General features: G+C 30.5%; 22 protein-coding genes. 13 read left to right on the forward strand and 9 right to left on the reverse strand.

Translation table 11 applies throughout. The features are described from left to right. The first annotated feature begins 40 nt into the window (after nt 1–40). Together JAO71_RS00575 and JAO71_RS00580 are read left to right on the forward strand one after the other, a co-directional pair. Nucleotides 41–1,459 (forward strand): MBOAT family O-acyltransferase, encoded by a 1,419-nt coding sequence (locus tag JAO71_RS00575; protein WP_202998435.1) that lies wholly within the window; start codon nt 41–43, stop codon nt 1,457–1,459. Beyond that, entirely contained in the window at nt 1,425–2,555 is a 1,131-nt protein-coding gene (locus JAO71_RS00580) for a DHHW family protein (protein ID WP_202998436.1), read from the forward strand. The genes JAO71_RS00575 and JAO71_RS00580 overlap by 35 nt, the downstream gene beginning before the upstream one ends. A gap of 46 nt (nt 2,556–2,601) precedes the next feature. Here JAO71_RS00580 and gdhA read toward each other — a convergent pair whose 3' ends face one another. Next, on the reverse strand, nt 2,602–3,945 hold the full coding sequence (gene gdhA, locus JAO71_RS00585) for an NADP-specific glutamate dehydrogenase (protein WP_028291566.1): 1,344 nt from the start codon (nt 3,943–3,945) through the stop codon (nt 2,602–2,604). A gap of 227 nt (nt 3,946–4,172) precedes the next feature. On the opposite strand from gdhA, the gene JAO71_RS00590 reads away from it, so the two are divergent. Beyond that, nucleotides 4,173–4,973 (forward strand): THC0290_0291 family protein, encoded by an 801-nt coding sequence (locus JAO71_RS00590; protein WP_202998437.1) that lies wholly within the window; start codon nt 4,173–4,175, stop codon nt 4,971–4,973. Between the two features lie 74 nt (nt 4,974–5,047). Here JAO71_RS00590 and JAO71_RS00595 read toward each other — a convergent pair whose 3' ends face one another. Further along, nucleotides 5,048–6,187 carry a cystathionine gamma-synthase gene (locus JAO71_RS00595; RefSeq protein WP_202998438.1) on the reverse strand — a complete coding sequence of 380 codons (1,140 nt, stop codon included), beginning with the start codon at nt 6,185–6,187 and terminating at the stop codon, nt 5,048–5,050. 73 nt (nt 6,188–6,260) lie between these two features. Between JAO71_RS00595 and JAO71_RS00600 the strand changes: the two genes are divergently transcribed. Continuing rightward, on the forward strand, nt 6,261–6,998 hold the full coding sequence (locus JAO71_RS00600) for a DUF3298 domain-containing protein (RefSeq protein ID WP_054852467.1): 738 nt from the start codon (nt 6,261–6,263) through the stop codon (nt 6,996–6,998). On the opposite strand, the gene JAO71_RS00605 is transcribed toward JAO71_RS00600, so the two are convergent. Beyond that, nucleotides 6,995–7,450 (reverse strand): DinB family protein, encoded by a 456-nt coding sequence (locus JAO71_RS00605; protein WP_054852466.1) that lies wholly within the window; start codon nt 7,448–7,450, stop codon nt 6,995–6,997. The two genes, JAO71_RS00600 and JAO71_RS00605, sit on opposite strands and share 4 nt — an antisense overlap. Before the next feature lie 90 nt (nt 7,451–7,540). On the opposite strand from JAO71_RS00605, the gene JAO71_RS00610 reads away from it, so the two are divergent. The 3 genes from JAO71_RS00610 to JAO71_RS00620 all read left to right on the forward strand — a co-directional run bounded on the left by JAO71_RS00610 (nt 7,541) and on the right by JAO71_RS00620 (nt 9,336). After that, nucleotides 7,541–8,023 (forward strand): OsmC family protein, encoded by a 483-nt coding sequence (locus JAO71_RS00610; RefSeq protein WP_028291562.1) that lies wholly within the window; start codon nt 7,541–7,543, stop codon nt 8,021–8,023. A gap of 64 nt (nt 8,024–8,087) precedes the next feature. Further along, on the forward strand, nt 8,088–8,444 hold the full coding sequence (locus tag JAO71_RS00615) for an arsenate reductase family protein (RefSeq protein WP_028291561.1): 357 nt from the start codon (nt 8,088–8,090) through the stop codon (nt 8,442–8,444). Beyond that, the gene (locus JAO71_RS00620) at nt 8,434–9,336 is read left to right on the forward strand and encodes a DMT family transporter (RefSeq protein WP_028607609.1); all 903 of its coding nucleotides are present in this window, start codon (nt 8,434–8,436) and stop codon (nt 9,334–9,336) included. The genes JAO71_RS00615 and JAO71_RS00620 overlap by 11 nt, the downstream gene beginning before the upstream one ends. Here JAO71_RS00620 and JAO71_RS00625 read toward each other — a convergent pair. Then, nucleotides 9,317–9,796: an acyl-CoA thioesterase gene (locus JAO71_RS00625; protein ID WP_028291559.1), complete on the reverse strand. Its 480-nt coding sequence runs from the start codon at nt 9,794–9,796 to the stop codon at nt 9,317–9,319. The two genes, JAO71_RS00620 and JAO71_RS00625, sit on opposite strands and share 20 nt — an antisense overlap. A 119-nt stretch (nt 9,797–9,915) precedes the next feature. Between JAO71_RS00625 and JAO71_RS00630 the strand changes: the two genes are divergently transcribed. From JAO71_RS00630 to nadD, 3 genes are read left to right on the forward strand one after another with little or no spacing between them, the layout of a single operon-like run. Beyond that, nucleotides 9,916–10,776, forward strand: coding sequence for a YicC/YloC family endoribonuclease (locus tag JAO71_RS00630; protein ID WP_236011115.1), 861 nt, complete (start codon nt 9,916–9,918; stop codon nt 10,774–10,776). Nucleotides 10,777–10,787: 11 nt separating this feature from the next. Next, the gene (gene gmk, locus JAO71_RS00635) at nt 10,788–11,375 is read left to right on the forward strand and encodes a guanylate kinase (RefSeq protein ID WP_028291557.1); all 588 of its coding nucleotides are present in this window, start codon (nt 10,788–10,790) and stop codon (nt 11,373–11,375) included. 30 nt (nt 11,376–11,405) lie between these two features. Further along, nucleotides 11,406–11,984 carry a nicotinate (nicotinamide) nucleotide adenylyltransferase gene (gene nadD, locus JAO71_RS00640; protein WP_054852462.1) on the forward strand — a complete coding sequence of 193 codons (579 nt, stop codon included), beginning with the start codon at nt 11,406–11,408 and terminating at the stop codon, nt 11,982–11,984. A 204-nt stretch (nt 11,985–12,188) separates the two neighbouring features. Here the strand turns inward: nadD and JAO71_RS00645 are convergent, their stop codons facing one another. After that, nucleotides 12,189–13,130, reverse strand: a complete 942-nt coding sequence (locus JAO71_RS00645; protein ID WP_116823643.1) for a nicotinic acid mononucleotide adenyltransferase — start codon at nt 13,128–13,130, stop codon at nt 12,189–12,191. A 131-nt stretch (nt 13,131–13,261) separates the two neighbouring features. On the opposite strand from JAO71_RS00645, the gene JAO71_RS00650 reads away from it, so the two are divergent. Beyond that, a complete protein-coding gene (locus JAO71_RS00650) occupies nt 13,262–14,263 on the forward strand; it encodes an NAD(P)H-dependent glycerol-3-phosphate dehydrogenase (RefSeq protein ID WP_054852460.1) in 1,002 nt (333 codons plus the stop codon). Between the two features lie 150 nt (nt 14,264–14,413). On the opposite strand, the gene JAO71_RS00655 is transcribed toward JAO71_RS00650, so the two are convergent. After that, nucleotides 14,414–14,809 carry a hypothetical protein gene (locus tag JAO71_RS00655; protein ID WP_028291554.1) on the reverse strand — a complete coding sequence of 132 codons (396 nt, stop codon included), beginning with the start codon at nt 14,807–14,809 and terminating at the stop codon, nt 14,414–14,416. 112 nt (nt 14,810–14,921) lie between these two features. On the opposite strand from JAO71_RS00655, the gene JAO71_RS00660 reads away from it, so the two are divergent. After that, nucleotides 14,922–15,704 carry a hypothetical protein gene (locus JAO71_RS00660; protein WP_028291553.1) on the forward strand — a complete coding sequence of 261 codons (783 nt, stop codon included), beginning with the start codon at nt 14,922–14,924 and terminating at the stop codon, nt 15,702–15,704. Nucleotides 15,705–15,725: 21 nt separating this feature from the next. Next, nucleotides 15,726–16,859, forward strand: a complete 1,134-nt coding sequence (locus tag JAO71_RS00665) for a hypothetical protein (protein ID WP_028291552.1) — start codon at nt 15,726–15,728, stop codon at nt 16,857–16,859. Nucleotides 16,860–16,933: 74 nt separating this feature from the next. Here the strand turns inward: JAO71_RS00665 and JAO71_RS00670 are convergent, their stop codons facing one another. Genes JAO71_RS00670 through JAO71_RS00680 form a run of 3 tightly spaced genes read right to left on the reverse strand, consistent with a single transcriptional unit; the run spans nt 16,934 to nt 20,001 of the window. Continuing rightward, nucleotides 16,934–17,290, reverse strand: a complete 357-nt coding sequence (locus JAO71_RS00670) for a DUF6686 family protein (RefSeq protein ID WP_116823645.1) — start codon at nt 17,288–17,290, stop codon at nt 16,934–16,936. A gap of 16 nt (nt 17,291–17,306) precedes the next feature. After that, on the reverse strand, nt 17,307–19,505 hold the full coding sequence (locus tag JAO71_RS00675; RefSeq protein ID WP_116823646.1) for a PepSY domain-containing protein: 2,199 nt from the start codon (nt 19,503–19,505) through the stop codon (nt 17,307–17,309). Between the two features lie 10 nt (nt 19,506–19,515). After that, complete coding sequence (locus tag JAO71_RS00680) at nt 19,516–20,001, reverse strand: DUF2271 domain-containing protein (protein WP_028291549.1); 486 nt, start codon at nt 19,999–20,001, stop codon at nt 19,516–19,518. Nucleotides 20,002–20,006 lie beyond the last annotated feature (5 nt).

Raw genomic sequence — 20,006 nt, forward strand, 5'->3', positions numbered from 1 at the left:
GATTATTATTGTATTTTAAGTTAGCTTTTTAGTAAACAATATGCTATTTACAGACCCTGTTTTTTTATTTTTATTTCTGCCAATTGCATTATGCTTCTATTATCTAGCACCTAAAAATCTTAAGAATTTAGTCCTCCTAATATTTAGCTTAGCTTTTTATACTTGGGGAGAAAAAAACTTAGTTTTACTGCTTTTAATTTCAGCTTCTGTAGATTATTCTGCAGGCTTATTAATTAAAAATGGGTATAAAAAAACAGGCCTTTATACATCTTTATTTTTTAATTTAGGAATTCTTTTATATTTTAAATACGCTTACTTTATAACTTATAATACTTCATTATTATTAAATAGTACGTTTAATATTTCGTTTTCAACAATTGAAGTTATATTACCAATTGGAATAAGTTTTTTTACTTTTCAAACAATGTCCTACACTTTAGATGTGTACCAAGGAAAAATTAAAGCTAATAATAACTTTATAGATTTTGCTTGCTATATAACGATGTTTCCACAATTAATTGCAGGACCTATAGTTAGGTATACAGACATTAAATACAATCTGAAAAATAAACATTTTGGTTCACATCAATTTTACAAAGGATGTAAACGCTTTATAATCGGATTATCAAAAAAAATGCTAATAGCAAACAATTGTGCCTTTTTTGCAGACGCTGCTTTTAATTTACCCAATGAGGAGTTGTCTATACTTGTTGCTTGGTTAGGTCTAATTTGTTATGCACTACAAATTTATTTTGATTTTTCTGGATATTCTGATATGGCAATTGGTTTAGGACTAATGTTTGGCTTTACTTTTCCAGAAAATTTTAACTATCCTTATATTTCTAAATCTATAAAATCATTTTGGAGACGTTGGCATATGACTTTATCTAGATGGTTTAAAGATTATTTATACATACCGTTAGGCGGAAATAGAAAAACCAAGACTAGAACTTATATTAATTTACTAATTGTATTTACACTAACAGGATTATGGCATGGAGCCAATTGGACATTTCTAATTTGGGGATTATGGCATGGTTTATTTTTAATTATTGAAAGACTTGGTTTTAATAACATATTAAAACAAACACATTCAGCTATTGCACATTGTTACACATTGTTGGTTATTCTCTTAGGCTGGGTGTTTTTTAGAAGTGAAACACTTGAACAAGCAACCTACTTTTTAGTAAAACTTTTCAGCTTTAACAGCAAAACCAATTACGACTATTTTAATTTTTATTTTACTACAGAAGTAGTATTGGCTTTAATAATTGGTTTGATTTTATCAACGTCCATAGACAAGAAAATAGTTTGTTTTTTTAACAAACAAACTAAAAGCAGTGTTATTTACCAATCCTATGTTATAACAAAATCATTAGCATTATTAGCCTTGCTTTGGCTATGCTACTATTACATAGCAACTAATGCATACAACCCTTTCATATATTTTAAATTCTAAAATGATGCAGTTTAAAAATTTAAAATATAGATTATTTATTGCTTCATTTTTAATAATGCTTTTAGCACCTAATATTGTCATGCTTTTGGGAATAGAAAAAAGCATGACTAATAATGAAAACACACAATTTGAAACACCTCCTAAATTCAATTTTAAAAACATTGGATTAACATTAAAAAATTACAAAAGTTACTATTTAGGCAATTATGGATTAAAAAAAACATTTGTTAATCAATACCTCAATTTTAAATCTGAAATTTTAAACGAAAACCCATTACCCAACAAAGTGGTAATTGGACATGATAATTGGTACTATTTAGGAGATTCATACAAACAAGTCTTAACTAATACCTTTGAGTCCCAATATAAAAAAAGACAAATCCTAAAAGTTGTAAAAAATATTAAAACTCTTTCTGAATACTTAAAAGAAAACAACATCGAGTTTTATATAACTGTAGCACCAAACAAACATAGCATTTACAAAGAGTATCTACCTTATCAGTTATCTAACAGCAACACGTTTTATAATCAAATTAAAAAAGAATTTGAAGTTAATAACATTAATTATATTGATTTACAACAAACACTATTAAGTCATAAAGAAGAAAACAAACTATATCATAAAACTGATTCTCACTGGAATAACTTAGGAGCATTCTATGCGTATCAAGAGGTTATAAAAACCATTAATAAAACTAATATTATAGATCAAGTGCTTTTAAAAGACTACACTGTAAGTAGCTCAATAAAACCTGTTAATCATTTATCTAAAATGATTAACATCAATAAAAGGGAAAAAGTGTTTGATTTGAATGAAAGAAAACCAAGTAAAGTTGATACTATATCTTCAAAATATGATGATTTAACGTATTATAATCCTAATAAAAAACTAAAGTTACTTATGAGTAGAGATTCCTTTAGTGATGCATGGATCCCATTTTTTAACACTAGCTTTAATCAAACTAAATACATAAAAAATTACAACCAAATATCCACTAAATTAATCAAAGATTACAAACCCGATATTGTCATTTACGAAATTGTAGAACGCAATCTTCCCTACTTAACAAAACCTTTATTAATAAAACACCCTTAATCTTTTAAAAGATTAAGGGTGTTTTTAAGCTATTTGTATATTAGAATTATACCACTCCTTGTGCAAGCATAGCATCTGCAACTTTAACAAATCCTGCAACGTTAGCACCTTTTACGTAATCTACATAACCATCTTTTTGTGTTCCGTATTGTACACAAGATGCGTGAATATCATCCATAATTTGATTAAGCTTAGCGTCAACCTCTTCTCTAGTCCAATTATAACGTAACGAGTTTTGGCTCATTTCTAAACCAGAAGTTGCCACTCCTCCAGCATTAGATGCTTTTCCAGGAGAGAATAATACTTTAGCTTGTTGTAAAACCTCAATAGCTTCAGGAGTTGTTGGCATATTAGCACCTTCTGCTACAGCTATTACATTATTTTTAACTAAAGCTTCTGCTTCAGATTTATCTAATTCATTTTGTGTAGCACATGGTAATGCAATATCACAATCAACACTCCAAGGTCTTTCTCCTTTATGGAATGTAGCATTAGGATACTTAGTAACATATTCACTAATTCTAGCGCGTTGTACATTTTTAAGTTCCATAACGTGAGCTAATTTATCTGCATCAATACCATCAGCATCATGTATGTATCCTGAAGAATCTGACATAGTTAAAACTTTAGCTCCCAATTGTGTTGCTTTTTCACAAGCATATTGTGCTACATTTCCTGATCCAGAAATCACAACTGTTTTACCGGAAAAAGAATCTCCTTTTGTTGCCAACATATTTTTAGCAAAATACACAGTACCATAACCAGTCGCTTCAGGTCTTATTAATGATCCACCATAAGAAGCTCCTTTACCAGTTAACACTCCAGTAAACTCATTTCTTAATCGTTTGTATTGACCAAACATATAACCTATTTCTCTTCCACCAACACCAATATCACCAGCTGGCACATCAGTATTTGCTCCAATATGACGAAATAATTCACTCATAAAAGATTGACAAAAACGCATAACTTCGTTATCACTTTTCCCTTTTGGATTAAAATCACTTCCTCCTTTTCCTCCACCCATTGGTAAAGTAGTTAAAGAGTTTTTAAACACCTGTTCAAACCCTAAGAATTTTAAAATACTAAGATTTACAGACGGGTGGAAACGTAATCCCCCTTTATATGGTCCAATTGCCGAGTTAAACTCAACTCTAAATGCCCTATTAACCTGAGTATTACCTTCATCATCAATCCAAGGCACTCTAAAAATTATAGTACGTTCTGGCTCCACCATACGCTCTAATAACATCTTACCTTGATATTTAGGATTATCTTCTATAAAAGGAATTACAGTTTCTGCAACCTCATGAACAGCTTGTAAAAACTCCGGTTCATGACTATTTTTTTCCTTTACTAGGTCTAAAAATGCTTCAATTTTATTTTTCATTATGTAAATAATTACAATGTTGTTATACTATTTGTAAAAAAGTAATACAAAGATACATTATCTTTAATATTACACCTATTTTTTTTTGATTTTCGCAATCGATATAGTTGATACCGAAATAAATAAAAAATTAAAAATTAATTAATGCGTTTTATCTATAAAATTTGTATGTTGGTCGTGATTTTATATATTTGTTGAATAAATAGTCCTTAAAAATATGCCTAATCATGTTTAACCATAAGCAATTAATTCTAGTTGTACTTATTTTATTATGTACAAGCAATGCGTTTTCTCAGTTAGGCTTCTCTCATGAGATAGGCGTTATAACTGGTCCTGTGGCATTTAAGTCTGATTTTGGACTACGCACTGATTACGAAACTAATTCAGGAAATACTGGCTTTGGAATAGGTTTAGTACATTACATTAATTTTTCATATCAAGCTAATTGTAATTGTTATACTACTGACAATTATTTTAACGACCATTTTAAATTACGTACTGAAATTTCATACAACAAAACTAAATTAAGTCATTTTGGCGAATGGGTTGAAGGCTCAAGAACTAGCGACGAAGCAGAAAAATTAAGATCTCACACAGGTGAAGCTAATAATTTTGACATTGGTATGCAGTTAGAATTTTACCCTTTAAGCATTAGATCTTTTCAAGCTTACGGATATAAACTTGCTCCTTTTGTGAGTTTAGGTGCACATTATGTTTCCTATAATCCAAAAGTTTATACTAATTACGACAACGGAACAAATGATGTTGGAAATGTTTTAGATAGTAATAATTTTTATTCTCCTTGGCAACCTGGATCTGTAAATCCAGAATCTGGTTCTACCTGGTCTATAGTTTCTAGTATTGGTGTTAGATATAAATTAAATGCTACATCTGATTTAATGTTAGATTTACGTGGTCAATATTATTTTAACGATTTAATTGATGGTTTAGACCACCAACTTAATAGTAATAAACATAATGATTGGTTAGTTTGGCTTAACGTTGGTTACATATATTACTTAGATTAGGATATAATTAAACTTATATAAATAAAAAAGCTCAAGTTAATAACTTGAGCTTTTTTATTTATATAACATGATGCTTAGGCTAAAGCTTGTTTAAGATCATTAATTAAATCGGTTTCATCTTCAATACCTACACTTAACCTAATTAAACTATCAACCACACCTACTTTCTCTCTCTCGGATTTAGGTATACTAGCATGAGTCATACTAGCTGGATGACCACATAAAGATTCTATTCCACCTAAGGACTCTGCAAGAGTAAATACCTTAAGTTTTTCAATTATATTAATAGCTTCTTTATAATCGTTTCCTTTTGTAACAAAACTTAACATACCTCCAAAACCTTTCATTTGTACCTTAGCTATATCATGATTTGGATGATGATCAAAACCTGGCCAATAAACAGTTTCAATTTTAGGATGTGCATTTAAAAATTCGGCTACAGTCTTAGCATTTTCACAATGACGTTGCATTCTTACATGTAAAGTTTTTATACCTCTTAACGCTAAAAAAGCATCTTGTGGTCCACAAATTGCGCCACTTGCATTTTGTATAAAATACAGCCTATCTGCTAATGCTTTGTCCTTTACAACTAAAGCTCCCATAACTAAATCACTATGACCACCTAGATATTTTGTGGCTGAATGCATGATTATATCTGCACCCAAATCTAAAGGTTGTTGTAAATAAGGCGTTGCAAAAGTATTGTCTACAGCCAAAAGTACATCATGCTTTTTAGCTATTTTAGCAGTTTCAGAGATATCAATAATATTCATCATTGGGTTAGTTGGTGTTTCTACCCATATCAACTTTGTATTTTTATTAATGTATTGCTCTATATTACTAGCTTGATTCATACCTACAAAATGAAATTTGATACCGAAGTTTTCAAAAATTTTTGTAAACAATCTGTAAGTTCCACCATACAAATCATTGGTAGAAATAACCTCATCTCCAGATTTTAATAATTTTAAAACAGCATCAATAGCTGCCAATCCAGAGCCAAAAGCTAAGCCATATGATCCATTTTCTAAACTTGCAAAAGCGTTTTCTAAAGCTTGACGTGTAGGATTATGAGATCTAGAGTATTCAAAACCTTTATGTCCTCCTGGAGTCGTTTGTGCATAAGTAGACGTTTGATAAATTGGTGGCATGACAGCTCCATAAGCAGGATCTGGTTTTTGACCACCATGAATCGTTTTTGTGTTAAATTTCATGTTCAAAACTTTTGTTAACAACAAAAATAGTTTTTACTTCGTTGTATTCAAACTAGAACCCAACCTTTAGTCTATGTTTAACACTACATCTAAAATAACAGTCTTTACTGTAATGTCTTGTTTATTAATCACTTTATCTTGTGATAAAGATGAAAAATTGAGTTTCTCTGAAACCGAAATCACAAAAGAAAAAGAAACCTTTGTGGAAATTATCATTCCAAAAGCAAACGGAAAATCAAAAACTGCAAAAAATATAAACGACGCACTAACTAATTTTGCGTGTGATGTTTTAAATATTGATAGTGCCAAAAATAAAACGACTACAATCAATCAAAGTATTGATGCTTTTAATGCAGCCTATATTAATTTTAACGAAACACTACTAGCTGATTTTGATACTAAGTTTCCTAGATGGGAAGCTTTGATAGATGGTGAAGTATCTTACCAAAATGAAGCTTTAGTTTGTGTTTCCATGAATGGTAGTATTACTACAGGAGCAGCAAGTAGCAGTTTAAAATTTAAGTTTTTCAACTTTGATTTATCTAACGGAAAATCGCTTAAAACCAAAGATATTGTCAACAACATGAAGGTGTTTAAAGCTTTAGTCAAAAAATATTACGATAAAGAGCTACTAACTACCTACACCAGTGTTAACAATACCACAGATAATTTTAAACTACCCGAAACTATTGGTTTTAATGAAGACGGAGTAATTATAGTATATGATAATTTTGAACTTGGTAACTTTACCAAGCAACTAGTAGAATTTACTATACCTTACACTGTGGTCAATCAGTATTTAAATTATTAAACATACTTTTTAAGCGCAAGGATATACCCTAAATGTATACCTTCATGAAAATTATTAAAAACCAACGCATCATCTACACAAGTTAAAGTACTTTTTGTAGACACTGTATATTCTGTATAAGTTTTAAACACGTTATTATTATAATCTACTTTTGTGGTTTCGATAGTAGAAAATAGCAACCTTTTAACCTCATCCACTTCAGCTTGTGTTACTGGTCTTTCTGTTTTAGTTCCTTTTCTGTAAGTTTCAACCAAAGCATCACTTACAAGCATTGGCACATCAGATAATTTATAAACCAATAACTGTTGTGTGACTACTGTATGTGCAATATTCCAAAACATATTATTACTAAATCCTTCAGGTACTTTATTTAACTGATCTAAAGTAAAGTTTTCTAAAAAATGCTTAAATAACATTCTGTTTTTAATTGCAACATCAAAAGTAAAGTCCATAATATTCTTTTTTTGTCAAAAGTAAGTAAATTAAAAAATCTTCAGAAAAATAAGTTTTCAATAATTAACTTGTAACCAAATATAATTACCATGAAAACACACCACTACAAAACAACCCTAAACTGGACAGGTAATCTTGGTCAAGGCACCACAAATTACAAAGCATATAACCGCAATCACACCATTAATCACGATCAAAAAAGTCAAACTATACTAGCTAGTGCAGATCCAATGTTTTTGGGTGATCCCTCAAGATATAATCCAGAAGAACTTTTACTAGCGTCCATTGCCTCTTGCCATATGTTATGGTATTTACACCTATGTGCAACAAACCATATTATTGTTACCAATTATCAAGACCAACCAGAAGGCACAATGCAAGAAAACACCAATGGAAGTGGACAATTTACTAATGTCACATTAAACCCAAAAGTACAAGTCCAAGATCGAAACATGGTAGATAAAGCCAATCAACTACATCATCAAGCAAATCAAATGTGCTTTATAGCTAGATCATGTAATTTTCCTATAACACATAACGCTTTCGCGGAAGCTTCGCCAAGCCAACCATAGTTTTAAATACAAAAAGAAGTTATTTTTTGCTAAAAAAAACGACCTTTGTTTAAAAATAGTACAAATGAAAAAAGTATACTACCTTAAAACCTGTAACACTTGTTTAAGAATTTTAAACGAATTAAATCTTCCTGAAACTTTTCAGTTACAAGATATAAAAGCTAATCCACTAACAGCTCAACAAGTAGATGAGTTAGCAGCATTAGCAGGTAGTTATGAAGCATTGTTTAGCAGACGAGCTAAACTATACAAAGAAATGGGTTTAAAAGACCAAACCCTAACCGAAAAAGATTACAAACATTATCTGCTAGAACATTACACCTTTTTAAGTCGTCCAGTCATTGTTATGGATGACCAGATATTTATTGGTAATTCCAAAAAGACAACTCAACTTACAAAACAAGCATTAGATGAAAGCTAGATATTGGGCATTATTGGCAGCCTTAACCGTTCAAATCCTTTATGGGTTAAACTACACATTTGCTAAAGATGTAATGGTTGGTGGATTTGTAAAACCTTTTGGTTTTATAGTCCTTCGTGTTGGTGGTACAGCAATATTGTTTTGGCTATTTAGTTTTTTAGGTCCAAAAGAAAAAATAGATCAAAAAGACTTTTTAACACTGGTTTATGCAGCCTTCTTTGGTGTCGCTACAAACATGCTCTTATTTTTTAAAGGGCTAGAATTAACAACACCAATACACGCCTCTGTAATAATGATAACCAGTCCAATTATCGTATTATTACTATCATCATATTATCTAAAAGAAAAAGTAACCAAACTAAAAGTTTTAGGTGTTGTTTTTGGGTTTACAGGAGCTGCAGTTTTAACCATTTATGGTGGCTCTAAAAGTCCAGGAGACAATGTGTTTTTAGGTAATATAATGATTTTACTAAATGCAGTCTCTTACAGTATTTACATTATAATTATAAAAAAACTAACCTATAAATACCATCCATTTACATTTATAAGATGGTTGTTTTTAATTGGCTTTTTTATGGTTTTACCTTTTGGTTTTAATGATGTAGCAGCTATTAACATAACCAATTTCACACCTTACATATGGTTTTCAATAGCATTTGTGATTGTTGGTGCTACTTTTGGAACTTATTTATTAAATCCCTTAGCATTAAGACATTTAAAAGCATCAACAGTAACTGTTTTTATATACCTACAACCATTAATAGCAGGTATTTACGCTATTATAGCAGGTAGTGATGCTATTACCTCTGTCAAGCTAATAGCATCATCACTAATATTTTTTGGTGTGTACTTAGTAACTAAAAAGCCTAAAGTTACAACGTTAAATTCTTAGGTACACGTCCATGACTGCGCATGTCTTCTTTGGTTAATATTTTATAATCTTCGGTTTGCGGAAACTTATTAGCCATTAGTAATAAATCTTCAGGTAAACCTGTAAGTTTTCTTGTATTTAAATCTATCCATGCGCCTACAATTTCACAAAAAGCTAAATTTTGGCCTTTACTATTGTAAAAATTATGGTCAAATTTAAAAAACATTCCATCTTCACTTAAACCAGATACCTCTAAGCTTACAGTAATTGGTTGCCCTAAAAAGGCTTCTTTAAAATAATGTACATGCTCATGGAACACCACAGGACCTAAACCGGCTTTACTTAATGTCATTAAAGAAAACCCATGATCTTGCAAAAAAGCAGTACGTGTATGTGACATGTAATTTATATATGCAGAGTTAGCTAGATGTCTATTAGCATCAATATCACTCCATCTTATTTCAAAATCTTTTTTGTACATAATTTTAGTGTTTTTTGGTCACTCAAATTTACAATAATTAGCTGTGCACGCATAATAAAACTTCTATTTCTTAAGCGTTGACATTTTACTTACCTTTGTAGCAATTAATTAGTGTTTATATGATTTATTCGATGACAGGTTATGGCAAATCTGTATTACAATTGCCAACAAAAAAAATAACTATAGAGTTAAAATCGCTTAATAGCAAAAACCTAGATTTGAATGCTAGAATGCCTTCAATTTACAGAGAGAAAGAACTAGACTTACGTAAATTAATTGCTAAACAACTAGTACGTGGTAAGGTAGATTTTTCTATTTATGTAGAAACAACTGCTGATGATACCTCAACACAAATTAATGCTCCTGTTGTAAAACAATACATGGAACAATTAAAAGCTGTTTATAATGATGGTAACCAAATGGAGTTACTAAAAATGGCTGTTCGTTTTCCAGATGCATTAAATACTGTTAGAGAAGAAATAGATGACACAGAATGGACACAAATTGAAGCCGAAATAAAAACTGCTTTAAACCATTTATCAGATTACAGACTAAATGAAGGTAAGGTTTTAGAGCAAGATTTTAAAGATCGTATTAAAAACATTGCAGACTTACTTGAACAAGTCATTGTTATGGATCCAGAACGTATAGATGGTGTTAGAGAACGGTTAAGAAAAGGCGTTGAAGAACTAAGAGAAAAATACGATGATAATCGTTTTGAGCAGGAATTAGTCTACTACATTGAAAAGTTTGATATTACAGAAGAAAAAGTAAGGCTAAACAACCACCTTAACTATTTTAACGAAAGCATAAACAGTCCGGATTCTAACGGAAAAAAACTAGGTTTTATCGCGCAAGAAATTGGTAGAGAAATCAACACAATAGGTTCTAAAAGTAATTATGCGCCAATGCAACAATTGGTGGTACAAATGAAAGACGAGCTTGAAAAAATTAAAGAACAATTATTAAACGCGCTTTAAACACTACTACATTGACTAAACAACCAACAAAACAAGGCAAATTAATTGTGTTTTCTGCACCTTCTGGGTCAGGAAAAACTACCATTGTAAGACATTTGCTTAAACAGGAACAATTAAATTTAGCGTTTTCAATTTCTGCAACTTCAAGAGAAAAACGCGGAACAGAAGTAGATGGTAAAGACTACTATTTTTTATCTGCTAAAGATTTTAAACAGCACATAAAAGATGATGACTTTTTAGAATGGGAAGAAGTGTATCGAGACAATTTTTACGGAACTTTAAAAACAGAAGTCGAGCGTATTTGGGCTTTAGGTAAAAATGTGATTTTTGATATTGATGTCTCTGGAGGATTACGTATTAAAAGAAAGTTTCCTGAACAAACTATAGCTATTTTTGTTAAACCACCAAGTATTGACGAGCTTAAAATTAGACTTAAAAAGCGTAAAACAGAAAGCGAAGACAAGATAAATATGCGCATCTCTAAAGCCAGTGCAGAATTAGCTACAGCACCTTTATTTGATGTTATTATAGAAAATGATAATCTTGAAAAGGCTTTAAACGAAGCTGAGCATTTGGTTGACAGTTTTATTAAAAGCTAATTAAAATACACCTAAGCATAGAAGTAAAACATGAAAATAGGCTTATACTTTGGATCGTTTAATCCAATACATATTGGACACTTAATTATTGCTAATCAATTAGTAGAAAACAGCGATTTGGATCAAATCTGGTTTGTTGTAACACCGCACAATCCATTTAAAAAGAAAAGTACATTGTTAGACAATCATCAAAGATTAGAGATGGTTTATTTAGCAACCAAAGACTATGACACACTAAAAGAAAGTGATATCGAGTTTAATTTACCTCAACCAAATTATACTGTAAACACGCTAGCTTATTTAACTGAAAAACATCCTACAAAAGATTTTTCATTAATAATGGGTGAAGACAACTTAAAAAGCTTTCATAAATGGAAAAACTATCAAGTTATTTTAGACAACCACCACATTTATGTTTACCCAAGGATAAGTGAAGGCGTTACTGAAACACAATTTGATAATCATCCTAAAATTCATCATGTCGAAGCACCAATAATTGAAATTTCTTCTACCTTAATACGTAACAGTATTAAAGCTGATAAAAATGTCAAACCTTTATTAAGTGAAGACGTTTGGACCTATTTAGATCAAATGGGATTTTATAAATAACATTACAAAAAAAGCGATCCTATTGGAATCAAATATTTTTGGGTACTATATAGCATCATTACAATAATGTTTAGCTATTTTTCTTATTCCCACAACTTTTGCTCCTGTATTTTTAATACTTATACGACTAATGTTTTTAAAAAAACAAAAAACCGCTTAAAACAAATGTTTTAAACGGTTTTTACAAACTAACTAATAAAAATATTATGCTCTAGAGTTTTCTCTAGTATTGTCTTGTTTTTTAGTATGCTGGACACGTTTTTTAAGACCTGAAGTTTTTGATGTATCAATTGACTTTCCTTGTTTTAAATATTGGATATAACCACGTCCTGTAAATTCATATAACGTTCCTGAAGAAGGATGAAATAATTCTATACGTTGATCATTAACAATACTCAATTCAAACTGCTCATTATCAAAATAATCATAATCTAAAACCAATGTCTTTAAATACATATTACCACTAACGTTTCCGACGTTATAAAACCCTGAATAATCCCAATATAAATTGTTTGGGTCAATTCCGTTTGGATCTTGACTACTTCTAAAAGTATCATCGTTTCCTCCAGTTAAAAACTGTAAATAGTTTTCGTTATCAAATTCATTTAAAGCACCATAATTACTGGTATATGTTTTTTCCCAAGCTTCATATTCTTGTAAAAAATATTGGATGTTATCATAAAACACATAGTCATAATCAAAATTATTACGTTGGTAACCATGTAAAAAATACGATGTATCATTAAATGGGTTGTATAACTCGATAGTATTATTATCTATTTGATAAACATCAAAACTGTCATACCCATCAATATCATGGTCTATGTCTAAAATATTATCATAAGCATTATAATAACCAATTGGTATCCCAAAACCGTTACCTTGACTTCCAATACCAACTAAATTATTATTAGCGTAAAGGGTTCCGTTTCTAAAAGATACGGTAAAGGCTATTTGTAAAAAAGGAGACTCGCCATAACCTATAGTTTCTTCAACAGCAACATACCATAACTCATGAGAGTTTAAGACTTGATTGATGCTTAAAGGAATTGGATCGTTGTAATTATCTACAGCTACTTCAGTATAACACGAAGTAAACAAAGTTGCTATTAAAGCAAAACCTGAAAGTAATTTTAGAGTTTTCATAATCTGTCATTTTAAGGATTGATACTTAACTGTTTTCAAAAGCTGTGCCAAAAAGCAAACAACATTGATAATCCATTAACATTTATGACTTAAATTTTATGTATTTTTGAATTAGTTATTAAAATTAAATAATGAGTCAACAATTAAAATACGCTGTTTTTGGATCCGGAAGTTGGGCTACTGCAATTGTAAAAATGCTATGCGAAAACTTGGATGAAGTAGGATGGTACATGCGTAGCGTTTATACTAAAGAGCATTTATTAAAAGAACAACACAACCCAAGTTACTTAAGCTCAGTCGAGTTTCATTTAGAACAACTAAAACTAAGTAACGATATTAACGAAATGGCTAATTACGCAGACGTACTAATTTTTGTAGTACCCTCTGCTTTTATACATTCTGAGCTACAAAAACTAACTGTAGACATTACCAACAAAACAGTAGTTTCTGCAGTAAAAGGGATTTTGCCAGAAACAGGAAAACTGTTAGGCGAGCATTTTCATGATAATTATAACATACCATTTGATAATATTGGTGTGATTGCTGGACCATGCCATGCAGAAGAGGTTGCACTTGAGCGATTATCTTACCTAACCATATCTTGTGCAGACCAACAAAAAGCACAGCACATTGCAGATGCATTATCTAGCGACTATATAAAAACCAAAATCAGCGATGATATTATTGGTACAGAATACGCTGTAATGCTTAAAAACATTTATGCAATAGCAGCAGGAATAGCACATGGTTTAGGATATGGAGACAATTTCCAGAGTGTATTAATGAGTAATGCTATACGCGAAATGAAACGTTTTATTAAAAAAATGCATAAAATGAAACGTAACATAAACAACTCTGCCTACCTTGGTGATTTACTAGTCACAGGCTACTCTACATTTTCACGCAATCGTATGTTTGGAAACATGATAGGTAAAGGTTACACCGTAAAATCCGCACAAATGGAAATGAGTATGGTTGCCGAAGGGTATTATGCCACAAAAAGTGCCCACTTACTAAACTCCAAAAACAAGAAAAAAACACGCTTACCAATAGTAAACGCAGTTTATGACGTTTTGTACGAAGGTAAAGACGCTAAAAAGGTATTTAAAAAATTGACAGACAAATTAGACTAAAAAAATCCCTTTGCAAAAAGGGATTTTTTTATAAACTTTAAATTATAATTTGGGCGTTACCTAAAGGTCGCGCTTTACGTTGCAATCTTTTTAATCGTACCTCATAAAAAGGATTTACACTACAATCGCTAACGCGTAAACAGCCCATAATTACTTAACCAAAACACCTTTTAATTGCATTAAAGGCAAAGGTTGTAAAGCCTTAATATTAATCGTGTTTTTTCTAAACAAATACGTTTTATCATACATCTGGTTACCTTCAAAAAAAGTAACCTTAAACTGGTTATTTAACGCTAAAACCTTGTCTTGTAAAAATTCTATTTTAGCATAACTTCTGGCAGGTAGCTTTGCAATAGTATGACGCATTGGAGGCGTCATTTTAGTATCATTATAGCCTTGTGACACAATTAAAACAGTATCTAAATCTACGTCACTATTATTAATAATATAAGCATTCCAATCTAGGGTTTTATACTCTAAGTGCTGCTCTTGTACAACAGCAACATGTACATCTTTAACCTCAGGAATAACAATATCTTTTTTCATAAATATACAATACTAATTATCAAAAATTTACTGCAAAAATATAGATTAGTAGTATAGATTATGTAACATTCGGTAAGTTTTTATTACATATATTAGCATAAATTAATAAACAATGACCAATTTTAAACCAATTTTACTATTAACATTTTTAGCAATCACCTTAACTTCCTGTGTAGATGGAGCATCAAAAGCACACTCTGCAATGCAAGAAGAAGACATACCTGATTGTAAAATAATGATTATTTTAGGTGATGACCGAAGTGGCTCGTCACAAAGCATTCAAAAATTAGACAAAACAGACTACGAAGCTGTAATAGACATTATCAACCAAAATGGACATGGCTACTTTGCTTCAACCATAATTGGTAATCCTGCACCAAACTCTAAAGAAATTTTTAGACTAAAAGTAAGCGCATTAAAACCTTATGAAGATATTTTAACCTCTGAAAACCCAACATTAACAGAGCAAGCCAAACAAAAAAAGCACAATGAAAAAATTAAAGCTAAAAACGAAAAAATTAAAAAGAAAAACCAATCTCGTTTAAAAAGCTTTTTATCCAAAACATTAGAGTCTTCTATATTAGGATACAAACCGCATAAAGGTAATGACATTACAAATATAGATTTAGCATTTGGTCATATCAATAAACTTTTAAAAGAACCAAATATTGAAGACTATGATAAAGTGATAGTTGCTTTATTTACAGATGGTGTTAACGAGCCTGTTAGATCTGGAAAAATCGTAGACATCAAAAATAATTTAGAACTAACCGATAATGCAGAATTATACCTTGTCGGATGGAAAGACACTTCTGTTTTTGGAGGAATTGAAATTAATGAATTTGAAGGGAAAGAAGGCTTTTTTAGCTACCTTGAAGATTTTGAATGCTTATAATAAAACACACATAACCAACCTATGATTGTTAACTGGAATCAACCATCAACAGACGAGTCAGAAAACCTATATTCAATATCTGATGAAGTCGCAGCAAGAGCTAATTCGGCATCAAAACGTGCTAGAGACACATTTGAAGTACTAAAACCTGAAGAAGCAAAGCTTAACCAATGGGACAAAATAATGTCCAATGCTTATGTAGTCCCTTTTACAATATCCTTTATAGTTATTTGTATTTTAGAATACTATTTTAGTCGCGAGATTTATCGTGATATTTTACCTCAAGCGCCTTGGGTTATTGGTATTGGTATAATTTTTATATCTATAGTCATTGCCGAGCTTTTAGTAGGTATGTTAAGTGCACATACTAGAAATAGACGTTTTTTTGAAGACAAAAAAATATTAGCCAATGCATCCACACCAGACTCTGATATTATAAGAGGTGTCTACAAACACGCTAGAGGACAGTTTATTTTTGGATCTATACTTTTTATAGCTATTGGAGGTGCCATTTTTTATTTTTCAAAAGAACGTGTCGCTAGAGAAATTGCTGCAGGAATTAGAGAATCAGCTTTTGGAATTCAAGATATCCTACCTGTATTATTTTACGTTTTAGAAGTTTTAGCTGGTCTGTTTGTTTTTTATTTATTTAAAAGATCTGTAGTCGCATATAAAAACTATAGCAACAGAAAAAAATACAGTAAAGAAGTAGAGATAGCAAGACAGCACACTAGCGAATCTTGTAAATACTTTGATAATGCAGAAAAAAAGGGATACAATACATTTTTAGATGACGTTAGTAACAACTTGCATTTAGGATTTTACCGAAACAAACACCAAAACACTAATCAACAGCATTTAAACTATGTTAATGAACCAGAAATTGAGCAACAATTTTTTAAAGCTAAATTTTTAAATGTTAATGGTCAAGCTGTACAAGTCACAATTGATGTATTAACAGAATACAAGTTTAAAGAAAGTAAAACTAGCGATGCTAGTGGTTTAATAGAATTAACAATAAACTCATATCCACAAGATCAAATCAAACAATTTAGAATCACCTACTTTAATAGTAATGATGATAAGGTTGTAGAAGAAATTTCAGGTAACTACTCGTTAAACAACGATGTGCCTTATGAAATAATCTTAAAATAAAATTTTAAGATCACTTCAAATAAAAAGCCCAACTTTAATGTAAAGTTGGGCTTTTATATTAGTTAAACTCTGGTTTAATTAACTATCAATGTATAATCTATATCATCCACATTTAAATAGCTGTTAAATATATCTTGATGTTTATTAGTGACTAAAGCTTTAAGCTCTTTTATTTCTTGCCTATTAAACATTAAAACTAAATTTTCTTGTAACGTTGGTATCGGAATTTTACGTTTAACATTAGCATTTGCATACTTATGTTCCCAATATTCCGTTTCAATAAACATTATATATTTTCTAAATTGATTATACTCAACAGGTGAAAATTCAAAATAAACATTATTAAATTCTAAATGAAATTGCTGACAGTTTTTACAAAAATTTAATTCGCCTTTAGAGGTTTTATTAATCGCTTCTATTCCTTTACACATAATATTGTTTTAAAGATTAATAACAGTCGGTTAATAGTTGATTATTTTGTTCAAAAACACTTAATGGTTGTTGCAATGTATTAGTTGTTATTTTATTTAAAACATCTAACACTTGATTTTGCATTGCAATAGATCCGCAAATCATTATAACACCATTATTGCTTAACACCTTAGCAATAAGGTCTTGCTGTTTTGCTACAACATTTTGCACATAAACTTTATCATTGGTTTCTTTAGATAAAGCCATATTAAAACTAGCTAAAGATTTATTATTTAAACTATCATCTATTGTGTTTTTATACAACTGTAACGACTGTTTAGTACGTCCTCCCCAAAACAAATGCTTTGTGATAGGTTTAGACTGTTGTATCATGCCTAAAAACGGTCCAATTCCTGTTCCGTTTGCTATAAAAACAACATCTTGTACTGTTTTAGCTTTAGGTATATTAAAGCTTGTGTTGCTTTTAACAACAGCTTTAATTTGAGTATTGACTTTTAAATTATATAAGTAATTAGAGCATACTCCAAACTCATGTTTTTTTATACTTATAACAATGTTACCATCTATTTTTCCGATAGAATATAGTCGTTCTACCTTATCCTGTTTTGGAATAACAGAGAGTAAATCTCCTGACTTAAACTTAAGTTTTTTATTAGGTTTTAATGTAATAATAAAGGTGTTATCGATATTAATATCGGTTTTATCTACGACAGTAAACAATTGGTCTTTTCTTGCTCTATTTGAAACTTTTAAAGTCGAAGCATCAAAATCTAAGTCAACCGATTGACTCCATTTTCTTGCCCAATTTTTAAAATCGGATTCAGATTGATTATGAATTTTAAATAATTCAACATTAGGTTGAAATTGAGGATGCAATTGCAAATTAGCATCAACTATTTGCGCAAATTTACAATACTCAGGATACTGTAAAGAGCCAAAACCAACTACAGCATAATGCATTAAACGCTTTTGTTTAACACTGTGTAATAGCGTTAAAAACTTTTTAGCGTTTATTGGCGCTTCACCTTCACCATAGGTTGATGTTAATACAATTAATTGTGAAGCATTTTTATAGTTGGTATAACTGTTTAAATCTGAAATAAAAACCCGATTACCTTTATCTAATAACCCTTTAAAAAATGCTGTTGCTAAATGGTATGTACTACCTGTTTCAGATCCGACAAGTATTATGATATCTGCATTATCCTTGGTAAATTTATTTTTTGGTATTACTGTGTTTTTACGTCTATCAATAGTCATTTTAAATCCAGAATAGATAAAAAACAAGATATTAATACAGGCTATAAATAATACAATAGACCATAATACAGTTCCTTTTCCTGTGTGTAAAACCAAACTCCAATTAGATAAAAAAGTTACCATTGGATCTTTAACTTCGCTTAAAACTTGACCAGAATATTGGTGTACAAGAAGTTCTTTATTTTTTAGTTTTAAGATGAAATAATCTTCTTCATCTTCAGAAAACGGAAACTCTAAAGTTTCAACATTATTTAAACTAATGGTTTCAAAAACAGACGTTTCAGACTTGATTTCTGCTACAGTAGTAGTTTCAAAATTTAGATTGTGTTTGTCTTTTTTTTCTTCGATTAAATCAAATTTTAACAACGATAAATACACACCTGTAAGTGTTATTATTATTATTGGTATTAATGATAATCGACCTAAAATAACGTGCCAATATTGCGCAAAATCTTCATTTATAACTTTGGCAAAAAACTTTTTAATTCCGCTTTGACGCTTTATAACTAATATAGCTCCAGTAAATGCAATTAGAAATAATAAAAAAGAACCTAAACCTACAAAAAAGCGACCAATACCTTTTAAAAATAACGAGCGATGTAAACTTGTGGTAAACTTAAATAGATTTGACACCTCAGGTTTTTGGCCTAAAAACGCAGCTGTTTTAGGGTTAAAATATCCATTTAAAGAGTTACCCTCTTTTGTTATTACAGAAGCAGACACAAATTGATTTGCATCTACTTCTATAGTAATAATTTCTGGATATTGTTTTTTAAATGTGGCAATTGTTTGCTCTACATTTAGCTGCTCTATACCATCTATTTTAAAAGGTTGTATTTGTTCTGAAATAGGTTGAAATGACAACACTATTCCTGTAACTGTCGCTAAAAAAACAAATACAAAAGAAGTTATAGCTAATGCTAAGTGACTATACCTCCAAATAGAAATGATCATAGAGATGTATTTAATTAGGCATTAAACGTATGTAACGTATAAATCCTGTACCTTCTTTTTTACTTTTTACACTCTCTGACGTTAGTAAAAATTGAACATCTTGTGTGTAATATTCTTGATCCTCAACAGCTGTTTCAAAACGTATACTGTAACCAGAATCTATTTTAGAATCTTCAATTTCTATAACGCTAATAGCACGCTCACCTCCAGAAATTGTTGCTCCTGTTAAGGCATCAATATCTGTACGCACTTTACCTTGAAATTTCCACCATTGTGTAATGTCATGGTACCACTCTTCATCATCACCTTGTACGTAAAGTGTTTTTTCGTATTCGCCTTCTGGATTAATTAAAGAAATAGCAATATATGCACCTTCACCCGTATAGTTAGTCATTTGCACCATACACTTGTATTTTGTAGAAGTCGCAATGGTTGAAAAAGAAAATAAGGCGACACAAAGTAACGCTAGACTAAAAATTAGTTTATAATTTTTCATTAGTA

The organism is Olleya sediminilitoris (assembly GCF_016785945.1).
Lineage (GTDB): Bacteria > Bacteroidota > Bacteroidia > Flavobacteriales > Flavobacteriaceae > Olleya > Olleya sediminilitoris.